This window comes from Citrobacter portucalensis (assembly GCF_002042885.1).
In the GTDB taxonomy this organism is placed as follows: domain Bacteria; phylum Pseudomonadota; class Gammaproteobacteria; order Enterobacterales; family Enterobacteriaceae; genus Citrobacter; species Citrobacter portucalensis.
Window position 1 is genome coordinate 104,568 of the sequence record NZ_MVFY01000015.1, and the last position, 11,395, is coordinate 115,962.

The 11,395-nt window shown below is 49.7% G+C and carries 10 protein-coding genes; 6 read left to right on the forward strand and 4 right to left on the reverse strand.

Annotation, left to right across the window (positions count from 1 at the left end):
- Nucleotides 1–204 precede the first annotated feature (204 nt).
- Nucleotides 205–1,443, forward strand: coding sequence for an alanine transaminase (alaC, locus tag BZK40_RS19775; protein ID WP_008785386.1), 1,239 nt, complete (start codon nucleotides 205–207; stop codon nucleotides 1,441–1,443).
- A gap of 67 nt (nucleotides 1,444–1,510) precedes the next feature.
- On the opposite strand, the gene ypdK is transcribed toward alaC, so the two are convergent.
- Nucleotides 1,511–1,582, reverse strand: a complete 72-nt coding sequence (gene ypdK, locus BZK40_RS24500; RefSeq protein WP_010723117.1) for a membrane protein YpdK — start codon at nucleotides 1,580–1,582, stop codon at nucleotides 1,511–1,513.
- A 343-nt stretch (nucleotides 1,583–1,925) separates the two neighbouring features.
- On the opposite strand from ypdK, the gene BZK40_RS19780 reads away from it, so the two are divergent.
- Nucleotides 1,926–2,540 carry a lysozyme inhibitor LprI family protein gene (locus tag BZK40_RS19780; RefSeq protein ID WP_079935172.1) on the forward strand — a complete coding sequence of 205 codons (615 nt, stop codon included), beginning with the start codon at nucleotides 1,926–1,928 and terminating at the stop codon, nucleotides 2,538–2,540.
- 41 nt (nucleotides 2,541–2,581) lie between these two features.
- Here the strand turns inward: BZK40_RS19780 and lpxP are convergent, their stop codons facing one another.
- Entirely contained in the window at nucleotides 2,582–3,502 is a 921-nt protein-coding gene (lpxP, locus tag BZK40_RS19785; RefSeq protein WP_020996694.1) for a kdo(2)-lipid IV(A) palmitoleoyltransferase, read from the reverse strand.
- Between the two features lie 440 nt (nucleotides 3,503–3,942).
- Between lpxP and BZK40_RS19790 the strand changes: the two genes are divergently transcribed.
- Nucleotides 3,943–4,185, forward strand: a complete 243-nt coding sequence (locus tag BZK40_RS19790) for a DUF2545 family protein (protein WP_008785383.1) — start codon at nucleotides 3,943–3,945, stop codon at nucleotides 4,183–4,185.
- A 109-nt stretch (nucleotides 4,186–4,294) separates the two neighbouring features.
- On the opposite strand, the gene pgtP is transcribed toward BZK40_RS19790, so the two are convergent.
- Nucleotides 4,295–5,686, reverse strand: a complete 1,392-nt coding sequence (gene pgtP, locus BZK40_RS19795) for a phosphoglycerate transporter PgtP (protein ID WP_003834854.1) — start codon at nucleotides 5,684–5,686, stop codon at nucleotides 4,295–4,297.
- A gap of 415 nt (nucleotides 5,687–6,101) precedes the next feature.
- Here pgtP and pgtC point away from each other — a divergent pair, with 415 nt between their 5' ends.
- The 3 genes from pgtC to pgtA are packed head-to-tail and all read left to right on the forward strand — an operon-like array spanning nucleotide 6,102 to nucleotide 10,544.
- On the forward strand, nucleotides 6,102–7,301 hold the full coding sequence (pgtC, locus tag BZK40_RS19805; protein WP_122984195.1) for a phosphoglycerate transport regulator PgtC: 1,200 nt from the start codon (nucleotides 6,102–6,104) through the stop codon (nucleotides 7,299–7,301).
- 11 nt (nucleotides 7,302–7,312) lie between these two features.
- Entirely contained in the window at nucleotides 7,313–9,307 is a 1,995-nt protein-coding gene (pgtB, locus tag BZK40_RS19810) for a two-component system sensor histidine kinase PgtB (RefSeq protein ID WP_172111188.1), read from the forward strand.
- A complete protein-coding gene (gene pgtA, locus BZK40_RS19815) occupies nucleotides 9,297–10,544 on the forward strand; it encodes a two-component system response regulator PgtA (RefSeq protein WP_032944112.1) in 1,248 nt (415 codons plus the stop codon). The genes pgtB and pgtA overlap by 11 nt, the downstream gene beginning before the upstream one ends.
- Nucleotides 10,545–10,649: 105 nt before the next feature.
- Here the strand turns inward: pgtA and BZK40_RS19820 are convergent, their stop codons facing one another.
- Entirely contained in the window at nucleotides 10,650–11,189 is a 540-nt protein-coding gene (locus BZK40_RS19820; protein WP_020996692.1) for a DUF2058 domain-containing protein, read from the reverse strand.
- Between the last annotated feature and the right edge of the window lie 206 nt (nucleotides 11,190–11,395).

Genomic DNA, 11,395 nt, shown 5'->3' on the forward strand with positions numbered 1-11,395 from the left:
AAATGTTAAATGATGGTAATTTTTGGCGGGTTGTGAAAATGGTTATTTCCTCATTTTACTCAGCTGTTCCTCTTTTTCGTCAGGAAAAAATATTTTGTTTTGCCTCTCGACAGAAGGAAATTATTCAGGCTATTTTCTAAACGTGCCACCATCGTGGCAGCGTCGCTCGGACGGTCCGGGCGCTAACGTTAATCTGAGGATATTATGGCTGACTCCCGCCCTGAACGTCGCTTTACGCGTATTGATCGCCTTCCCCCGTACGTTTTTAACATCACCGCTGAACTGAAGATGGCTGCGCGTCGGCGCGGCGAAGATATTATCGATTTCAGTATGGGGAACCCGGATGGGGCCACGCCTCCTCACATTGTCGAAAAACTGTGTACCGTGGCGCAGCGCCCGGATACTCACGGTTATTCCACCTCACGCGGCATTCCGCGTTTGCGTCGGGCGATTTCCCGCTGGTACCAGGAACGCTATGACGTTGAGATCGATCCTGAATCCGAAGCCATTGTGACCATCGGTTCCAAAGAGGGGCTGGCGCACCTGATGCTGGCAACACTCGATCACGGTGATACGGTCCTCGTGCCCAACCCAAGTTATCCCATCCATATCTATGGCGCGGTGATTGCCGGCGCGCAGGTGCGTTCAGTGCCGCTGGTTGAGGGGGTCGACTTCTTTAATGAGCTGGAACGCGCAATACGCGAAAGTTACCCGAAGCCGAAGATGATGATCTTAGGTTTCCCATCCAACCCGACCGCGCAGTGCGTCGAGCTGGAATTCTTTGAGAAAGTGGTGGCCCTGGCTAAACGCTATGACGTGCTGGTGGTTCACGACCTGGCCTACGCTGATATTGTTTATGACGGCTGGAAGGCACCATCGATTATGCAGGTACCCGGCGCTCGCGACGTCGCTGTTGAATTTTTCACCCTGTCGAAAAGCTACAACATGGCGGGATGGCGTATCGGGTTTATGGTGGGCAACAAAACGCTGGTGAACGCGCTGGCGCGAATCAAGAGCTATCACGATTACGGGACCTTTACGCCACTGCAGGTTGCGGCAATTGCCGCGCTGGAAGGCGATCAGCAATGTGTGCGGGATATCGCTGAGCAATATAAACGTCGTCGCGATGTGCTGGTCAAAGGACTGCATGAAGCAGGCTGGATGGTCGAGATGCCAAAGGCCTCAATGTACGTTTGGGCGAAAATTCCAGAGCAATACGCCGGGATGGGGTCACTTGAGTTTGCCAAGAAGCTGCTGAACGAAGCGAAGGTATGCGTTTCGCCAGGGATTGGGTTTGGTGATTATGGTGATACGCATGTGCGATTTGCGTTGATTGAAAACCGTGACCGTACCCGCCAGGCTATTCGCGGCATCAAGGCGATGTTTCGCGCAGATGGCCTGTTACCGACCAGTGCAAAATCGACTTCTGAAAGTACCGACTGACAGAATGTTCCCCCAAAATGCAAAACAGGAGCCTGATGGCTCCTGTTTTTTTGCTGCGTCTTTTAATTTAGATCATCAGGGCGAAAGTACCGGCCCAAACGATGACCATAAAAGAAATGCCCATAAAGAAATATTTCACTTTTCATCTCTCCGCGTACCTGAGGTACGTCTAAATGAACATATGCTTACCTGACAGAGAGCTGATGCACTCGCGAACGAAAGGGAGAATACCCCTCATTTGCTTGGCTGCATCACCTCAGAATTCTGAGCTTTAATGCTCCAGACGGCGCTAATGTACGCCTAAAAATGAGGAGAGACAAGAGGCATTTTTTTATTTAATTTTAATAACTTACAACTGTCGTGATTCGGCGACAGTTTAATTTCTGCCGGTAATAAATTGCTATTGAGCGACGGAATGGTTACTCGGAGAATTCTCATATCGCCATGATGTTAATGCGGTTAATTTTTCGCGGAATGAGATAATGAAAAGGTTAAAAATGACCAGATTAATGATGTTAGCACTCGTTTTTACGCCACTGACGTCGATGGCGGCCTCACCGTTGGCGTTTAATTTCAGCTGCGCAAGTATTGGTGGTGTGAATAGTGATGGCAAAGGCAATGTTTGGATTGATGGCTCGAAGGCGACGGTGAAGGCCTTCAATGAAAATTACTGGGAAGCCAAAAGCGGGAACAATACGGTTTCTATTTCTCGTAAAGATGACGGAAATCCGGACGTTTCCTGGAGTGGGCCGAATCGAAAGCACGGGGTATGCCTGCCTGAAGATAATATTGACTTTTCTGGGGCCAAAAAATCGACCAGCACTGGACCCTCTTTTTCCTGCGCTGCGGTTGCAAAGGGCAGTATCGAAGAGATTATCTGCCAGAGTCCTTCGCTCTCAGAAATGGATTTAGCGTTAAACGGGGCCTACAAGCAGGCGCTGGTTAAATCGAGCAATAACCCGACTCTGAAAGCAGAGCAGCGCGGTTGGGTGAAAGGGCGTAACGAGTGCTGGAAGGAACAGGATAAATCAGCCTGCATCGCCCGCAATTACAACGAGCGAATGACTGAGCTGCACAGCAAATGGGGCGTTAAGTAATTCAACCGTAGAAAAAAAGAAAGGCCTTACGGCCTTTCTTTTTAGATATACAACGAAGCTTCACCCATCGGGCGAGTTTTGAAGCGACGGTGGATCCAGAGATACTGCTCGGGTGCACGCATGATCTCTTTTTCGATAATTTTGTTCATATACGCCGCAGCCTGGCTTTCATCTGCCGGGTAACCTTCCATTTCTGGGGTGATGAACAGGCGGTAACCGGTGTTATCTGCTTTTCTCACCATGGTTACGGTCAGCATTGCTGCGCCCGATAATCGTGACAGCACGTAGGTACCGTTGGTGGTCGCCACGTCTTTGACTGCGAAGAAGGGGGCGAAAGAACTCCCTTTACGACCATAGTCCTGATCGGGGGCAAACCACACTGCCTCGCCTTTTTTCAGGGCGCCGACAATACCACGCAGATTATTTCTGCCGATCATCGCCTTGTTGGAGCGCATACGACCGCGGGTTTGGATCCACTCCATCAACTTATTATTGTGCGGGCGATAGGTTGCCATCATTGGCTGGCAAAGCCCCATTACGCGACCACCCAACTCGAGCGACATAAAGTGTACGCCAACGACCATCACGCCACGATTTTGCATCTGAGCGCGCTTCAGGTTGTCCAGCCCTTCTACATCAAACCATTTGCGCACCCGACGGTCAGGCCAGAACCAGGCCATACCCGTTTCAAGCAGCCCCATGCCGAGCGAACGGAAATTCTCATCGACCAGTTTGTCTCTTTCTTCCTGTGACAGATTTGGGAAACAGAGTTCGAGATTTTTACGTGCAATAGATTCACGGCGTTTTAAAAATGGACGAGCCAGCGTTCCTGTACGGGTACCAAGAAAACACAATACGGGATAGGGAAGCTGTACCAGTAACCAGAGCACACCAACACCAAACCATGTGAGCCAGTAGCGCGGATGCAAAAACGCGCGTGAAAATTTACATTGGGGGAACATAAGCACCTGTTGTTGATACGAAATAGATGTATCGCGAAGATTCTTTGCCTGTCGCTTTATACTCTGCACTGATCGTTAGGCCGCCATGAACGACATTGGTTCCTGTAAAGAGTGTAAAACTGAGTCAGGACAAAACCACGAGGGGGCATGAATGATCGGACGCACAATGTACACCCGAAAATTAATGTCAGCCAGAAATAATTACTCAAGATTCGTAAATGTTTTTAGGGCGATTAAGGGCAAAATTTCGCCTATATATAATTCGTTGTTTTTATGACGATTAAATAAACGACGGAGATACAGCGTAATAGTAAGCGGTCGAATGATTTTTGTGAATAAAATGTTGCTCAAATTGCAAGCGGATAGGAATTGTCTTAGAATATAAAGTTAAGGGAGTGTAAGGACTTACGTTAAGTTTACGGCAGACAGGAGGTATCGCTATGCTCTATTTCTGGACCTTTCTCATACTGAGCATTCTGTGCGTCAGTTGCTATATCTGGCAGGTTATAGGCGCTGCGGCGTCAATTAGCGCTTTTCTCGGCATGGCCATCCTTACGGCATTAATTTACGTTTTTACTATGCGGCTGACCAATGGTAACGAAATGGTAACTGGATTATTCCTGTTTCTTGCTCCGACATGTGGTTTGATCATTCGCTTTATGGTCGCGGATGGTAAGCAATAATTTGCAATGTTACGTTTAGCAATAAATTATCACTTTGAGTTATTTATTATTTATCTGAGTTTATTGAAGTGCCAGCATCGCTGGCACTTTTTTGTGAGACCGAAATGAATTACCGGGCATCCGCCAACTGGAGTGATGCTTCCTCTTGCTGAGCATTTTTTCGCTGTTGCTCAAGTTCCAGCGCACCGCGATGAGAGAGGTAGCAGAACAGGATGCAGCAAACAATACCCCCCATCAGCAGATAGAAGCCGCCGTGCCACCCCATTTTGTCGACCATTACGCCAAACAGACTGGTGCCCAGCGATGCGCCAAAAATGTAGCTCATAAATCCGCGCAGTCCTACTGCAGAACCTACTGCGAAGCTGGGAACGATTTCCATCGTCTGAACAGAAGCGAGGAACTGTGGAACATAGATCAGGCAACCCACAATGGCGGCAAAAATAGTGACCATCAGCAGGGATTCACTTTTCCAGTAGCCGATCAAACAGACGAAAATCAGCGCCATACAAATCATGGCCAGCGGCATGCGACGGCCTTTAAACAGTTTATCGGTAAGCCAGCCCGCCAGTAATGTGGAAGGGATTGCCGCCCATTCAAAAAACAGAAAAGCGATGCTCATTTGCTCTTTCGAGAAATGTTTTTCGGTTAACAGATAAATAGGCAACCAGCTAATCATGCCAAAACGCACCATATAGACGAAGACATCTACCAGTGAAACATACCAGGCATTCTTATTACGCAGCACATAGGTGCAGAAAATCTGGAAGGCACTCATATTTTCTGGTGCCTGGACAGCGTGTCGGGAATTTAATACTACTTTTTCTTCCGGCATCATTTGTTCCAGAGCCGGTAAGCCTTCCTGGCGCGGTGAACCTTTCCCCAGCATCAGCACAATAAAAGCAAACAGTACGGCAACACCGGCCGGGACAATATAGCTGGCGCTTTGCCAGTGCTCGCTCCCTAAAATGGCAAAGGCGGCACCAACAATCGGAGCGACAATACCACCGCCAACGTTGTGAGAAATATTCCAGAATGCGCCGACGCGTCCACGTTCTTTACGCGGAAACCAGTTGGCGATGGTAATAAATGAAGGACCAACGCCCATTCCCTGAAACAAACCGTTGAAAACGACCAGAGCGGCAAAAATCCAGAATCCGGTACTGAATCCTAAACCGACGTTTACGATGGCGCACAGAACCAGGCCGCATGCCATAAAGACCTTAGGGCTGGCCTTGTCTGCCAGACTACTCATAATGCCTTTACTGATCCCATAGGCAATAAGCATGCAGCTGCTGAGTAGACCAATTTGCGTGGCACTGAGATCCAGATGTTCTTTCAGGTACGGTGTTGATAGCGTGAAGTTATTACGCACAATATAGTACGCAAGATAGCCAAGAAATACGCTGAGTAATGCCTGAATGCGGTATCGGCCATAAGTTTCCTGGACTTTCTCCGCCGGGACTTTATTTGCTGAAGGCCCTGCCTTAAATATGGATAACATATCATCACCTAAATTTATATTGATGTGAATATCAGGATTTTTCGTAGTGAAGAGTGAAATAGGCGGGCGAGAAATTCAAATAGATGAAATGTGTCACTATTGACTCAATTTTTGGATGGTGTGGCTGATTTTGACTCTTTTTAAATAATGGCTTTTCAATTCTATTTTTTTACGAACGCTTTTATCATCGGCGTGTGCGGATATTAACAAATTCAGACTGCGTTTTCGGGTATTCTTTACCGATGTCGTCACTTTCCGTTTGGTTATTCTACGAATAACCTTATTCTTCCCCCAGTCGGTGATAAACGGGTAAGTTTTGTCTCAATATTATTTTTTGCATATGTTGGTATTTATGAACGGGATCACAAACAGACTTTTGGGCCGGGGGCGTTGTTGGGCGTTCTCGCTCTGTTTTATGTCGTTGTCGGTGAGTTGCCTGGCGCAGGGTAAAGAGCTGGTAATGGCGACAACCTTTTCCCCTGGGGCAACGGCCTGGATTATTCAGCGTTGGCAGACTGAACCGGGGTCGGTGATGATTCGCACGTTAAACCGGACCAGCAGTTCGTTGGAGCAACTGCTGGATACCGCGAATGCGGAAAATGTTGATCTGATTTTGACCTCATCCCCTATGCTGTTGCAGCATCTGCAGGAGCATCAGAAGTTGGCGCCTTTCGAAAATGCGTTGCCGGAAAGCCAGCGGCTGGTGCCAGACTCTATCCGTTCGACCTCCGTGGCAGTGGCGATATCTGGTTTTGGTCTGTTGATTAATCGTTCTGCGCTGGTGGCACGACATCTGTCGCCTCCTGCCGACTGGGGGGATTTAACGCTGCCTAAATATCAGAACGCGCTGTTGATGAGTAGCCCATCGCGTTCGGATACCAACCATCTGATGGTTGAGTCATTGCTACAGCAAAAAGGGTGGGATGCGGGGTGGGCGACGCTGCTGGCGAGTGCTGGAAATCTGGTGACGATTTCATCACGCAGTTTTGGCGTAGCCGACAAAATTAAGAGTGGCCTGGGCGTGGCGGGGCCGGTCATTGATAATTATGCCAACCTGTTGCTTAACGATCCTCACCTGGCTTTTACCTATTTTCCACGCTCGGCGGTATCGCCAACCTATGTTGCTGTTCTCAAGAACAGCCAGCACCCCAATGAAGCGCGTCGTTTTATCCGCTATTTGTTAAGCCCGGAGGGACAGCGGATCCTTGCTGATGCGAATACGGGGAAATATCCGGTAACGCAGCTCGCATCTGATAATCCCCGCGCTGCTCAGCAGGCTATTTTACTGAACCAGCCTCCGCTTAATTATCGGCTGATCCTTAAGCGACAACAGTTAGTGCAGCGGATGTTTGATACCGCCATCAGTTTTCGTCTTGCGCAACTGAAGGATGCATGGCGGGCACTATACAGTGCGGAAGCACGCCTGAAACGCCCGCTACCCGAAATCAGAGCCTTACTGACCAGCGTTCCGATAGATGCCAAAAGTAGTGAAGATGAAGCCTGGCTTGCGCAGTTTGATAATAAAAGCGTTGCTGAACAGCAGATGATGGAGTGGCAGCTCTGGTTTCTTAAAAACCAGCGTCAGGCGATATCAAAACTGGAAGAATTAAAATGAAAGGTGGATCGATACTGCAACGCCTTCGCCAACTCAGCATCAGCAGCAGCCTGCGGGGAGCCTTTCTAACGGGCGCATTACTGACGTTGAGCGTAAGCTGCGTCAGTTTATACTCCTGGCATGAGCAGAGCTCGCAGATACGCTATTCGCTTGATGATTACTTCCCGCGCGTGCATTCCGCTTTTTTGATTGAAGGGAATCTCAATCTGGTTGTGGACCAACTGAATGAATTCCTGCTGGCTCCCAATACAACAGTAAGGCTGCAACTGCGCAATCAGATAATCTCGCATCTGGATAAAATCGAAGTGCTGAGCAGGGGGTTGCAACCAGCAGAACAGCAGCAACTGGCGGTGATTTTGCAGGACAGCCGGGCGCTGATGGCGGAACTGGACCGGGTGCTCTACAACATGTTCCTTGTCCGCGAAAAAGTGAGCGAACTTTCCGCGCGCATTGATTGGCTACATGATGATTTTACTACTGAGCTGAATTCACTGGTGCAGGATTTTACCTGGCAGCAGGGGACGTTGCTGGATCAAATCGAGGCCAAAAATGGTGATGCGGCGCTGTATCTCAAACGTGCCCGAGAGGTGCAAAACGAGCAGCAGCAGGTCTACACCCTGGCAAGAATTGAAAACCAGATCGTTGATGATTTACGCGACAGGCTCAATGAACTGAAATCGGGTAGCGACGATGGCATGCTGGTGGAGAATCACATCCGCTACCTGGAAAATCTGAAGAAAACGGCGGATGAAAATATCCGCACCCTCGATGACTGGCCCAGCACTATCACACTGCGACAAACTATCGATGAGCTGCTGGAAATCGGGATGATGAAAAATAAAATGCCCGATACGATGCGCGATTATGTCGCAGCGCAAAAGGCGCTGGTTGATGCCAGTCATGCCAGAGAGGCTACGCTTGGGCGCTTTCGAACACTGCTGGAAGCGCAACTGGGGAGTAGCCATCAGCAAATGCAGACGTTTAACCAGCGGCTGGAACAAATTGTTCGCGTCAGCGGTGGACTTATCCTGCTGGCGACGCTGCTGGCGCTACTTCTCGCCTGGGGGCTTAACCACTACTTCATTCGCTCGCGTCTGGTTAAGCGTTTTACTGCGCTCAACCAGGCCGTGGTGCAAATTGGTCTTGGCAGAACGGATGCCTCTATCCCGGTATATGGACGCGATGAACTGGGGCGTATTGCAGGCTTGCTGCGTCATACCCTGGGCCAGTTGAGTGCGCAAAAAAATCAGCTGGAGCAGGAAGTGACCGAGCGCAAGGAGATTGAATCCGATCTTCGTGCAACGCAGGATGAGCTGATCCAGACGGCAAAACTGGCGGTGGTCGGCCAGACTATGACCACGCTGGCGCACGAGATTAATCAACCGCTGAATGCGCTGTCGATGTACCTGTTTACGGCAGGGAGGGCAATCGAACAGGGGCAACCCGCTCAGGCCAGAAGCACATTAACCAAAGCGGAAGGGCTGATTACTCGCATCGATGCCATTATCCGTTCACTGCGTCAGTTTGCTCGCCGGGCCGAACCTGGCACGCCTCTGCATCCGGTCGATCTCCGACAAACGTTCAACGCTGCCTGGGAACTGTTGGCCATGCGACACAAGCCACAGCAGGGTACGCTGACGCTCCCAGACCGGGGCGTGTGGGTGGCTGGTGATGAAGTGCGTATCCAGCAGGTGCTGGTAAACGTCCTGGCAAATGCGCTGGATGCCTGTCCGGTTGCGGCGAAAATAGAGGTTCACTGGCAGACCGAAGGCAGCCGGTTATGCGTATTTATCAGCGATAACGGCCCCGGTTGGCCTGGAGCATTATTACCATCACTGTTAAAACCGTTTACCACCAGTAAGGATGTTGGCCTCGGTATTGGCTTATCGATTTGTGTATCGTTAATGATGCAAATGAACGGCGAACTGCGCCTGGCGTCGACCCCGGGGCGCAATGCCTGCGTCGTTCTGCAATTTAATCTGACGGATGTAAACGATGTTGAGTGATGAATATTCTGTTCTGCTTATTGATGATGATGCCGATGTTCTTGACGCTTACACCTTGTTGCTTGAACAGGAGGGATATCATGTATTCGCATGCAGTAACCCTTTTGATGCCCGAAATTGGCTGCAGGCCGACTGGCCAGGGATTGTCCTGAGCGACGTGTGTATGCCTGGCTGTAATGGAATTGACCTGATGACGTTGTTTCATCAGGATGACAATCAGCTTCCGATCCTGTTGATCACCGGACATGGCGATGTCCCGATGGCGGTGGACGCGGTGAAGAAAGGTGCGTGGGATTTTCTGCAAAAACCGGTTGATCCAGGCAAACTGCTGGTGTTGGTAGAGGATGCGTTGCGTCAGAGAAAATCTGTGATTGCACGTCGTCACTATTGCCAGCAAAAGCTCCAGGTTGAACTGGTCGGCTACAGTGACTGGGTTAATCAGTACCGCCAGCGCTTACGGCAACTGGCTGAAACGGATATTGCCGTCTGGTTTTATGGCGAGCCGGGAACGGGGCGTATGACCGGAGCCCGTTATTTGCATCAGCTTGGGCGCAGCGCTGAAGGACCGTTTATCCGCGGGGAATTGACGTTAGAGAATGCGGGGCAACTCAATGACCTTATTGCCCAGGCGCAAGGGGGAACGCTGGTCCTGAGCCATATTGAGTGCCTGACGCGCGAACAGCAGCACCAACTGGTGCATTTGCAAAGCCAGGAGCGGCGTCCGTTTCGCTTAATTGGCATTGGCGCCACTTCGTTGGTGGAACTGGCGGCAACTAATCAGATTGTGGCCGAACTTTATTACTGTTTTGCGATGACGCAAATTGGTTGCCAGCCGTTGTCTCAGCGCCCGGATGATATTGAGCCGCTGTTTCGCCATTATCTGCAGAAAGCCTGTCTGCGCCTGAATCATCCCGTGCCCGAGGTTGACGGGGAATTACTAAAGGGAATGCGGCGTCGCGTGTGGTTAAGCAATGTTCGAGAGCTGGCCAATGCCGCCGAGCTTTTTGCCGTTGGGTTATTGCCACTGGCTGAAACCGCGAATCCACAGCTACATTTGCCCGAACCGACACCGCTCGATCGTCGGGTCGACGAGTACGAGCGACAGATCATTACCGAAGCGCTTAATATTCATCAGGGACGTATTAATGAAGTGGCGGAGTATTTACAAATTCCGCGTAAGAAACTGTATTTGCGCATGAGAAAATACGGACTGAGCAAGGAACACTATAAGTTTTAGCAGATGGCGTGTGGGGAAGAAGAGCGGTTGACGGTATTTCGGTGGCGGCGCTAGCGTTCACCGAAATACGCGACGGAACTCTGGGTGATTATCGGGGGGGTTTTCTTACCACATCAAATCGTCAGGAATGACAAAATCAGCATACGGATCGTCTTCGTCCTTCGCTTCCTGGCTCAGTTCGCAATTGAGAACAATATAGCTTGCATCGCGCTGGGCAATCTTGTCGGCGACAACAGCCGGGATAATGGCGTATTCGCTCTCGCTGCTGCTTTCAGCCGTCAGGCGGGCAATGGCCAGACGGCCCTTGATCAACTGAGACTGGGTTACTTTATCAACATAAACTTTTTTGATCAGGTTATTGTCGGTAAAGTTGTAACCAATATCGCCACGGGAAATGGTGATTTTGTTCATTTCAATCAGTTGCTTGATCTGCGCTTTGTATTCTTTAGACAATGCGGCCTGCTTCTGCTGTTCGCTGAGCTGCTTATCACGCTCGACCTGTGCTTTTTTATTTTCTTCAACCGCTTCTCTGGCTTCACGAGCCTGAACGCGCGATTTTTTCGCCGTTCTCTGCACTTTCGCCATTTTTTTGCTGCTGACCAGACCCGCTTTAAGCATCTGTTCTTGTAGGGTAAGTTTTGTCATTGTCGCTTCTAATCCAAAAAATCGTTGTAAGGATTATAACCTTAACGTTCGGCGGGACGCCAGAATGATGGCCGCGCCATGGCTGTTATCTCGGGCTGCTGTCACTGTCCTGTGCTTCTCTCTCTTTTGAATCAGTTAATGATTACCTGATTTTTTAATAAAAAATAATATGCCAAATAAGTTAATAAAATGGACTATAGGTTTAC

Bases quoted from the DNA above. Each gene is read 5' to 3' on its own strand.
- alaC (WP_008785386.1), top strand. From the start codon at position 205: ATGGCTGACTCCCGCCCTGAACGTCGCTTTACGCGTATTGATCGCCTT.
- BZK40_RS19780 (WP_079935172.1), top strand. From the start codon at position 1,926: ATGAAAAGGTTAAAAATGACCAGATTAATGATGTTAGCACTCGTTTTT.
- lpxP (WP_020996694.1), bottom strand. From the start codon at position 3,502: ATGTTCCCCCAATGTAAATTTTCACGCGCGTTTTTGCATCCGCGCTAC.
- BZK40_RS19790 (WP_008785383.1), top strand. From the start codon at position 3,943: ATGCTCTATTTCTGGACCTTTCTCATACTGAGCATTCTGTGCGTCAGT.
- pgtP (WP_003834854.1), bottom strand. From the start codon at position 5,686: ATGTTATCCATATTTAAGGCAGGGCCTTCAGCAAATAAAGTCCCGGCG.
- pgtC (WP_122984195.1), top strand. From the start codon at position 6,102: ATGTCGTTGTCGGTGAGTTGCCTGGCGCAGGGTAAAGAGCTGGTAATG.
- pgtA (WP_032944112.1), top strand. From the start codon at position 9,297: ATGTTGAGTGATGAATATTCTGTTCTGCTTATTGATGATGATGCCGAT.
- BZK40_RS19820 (WP_020996692.1), bottom strand. From the start codon at position 11,189: ATGACAAAACTTACCCTACAAGAACAGATGCTTAAAGCGGGTCTGGTC.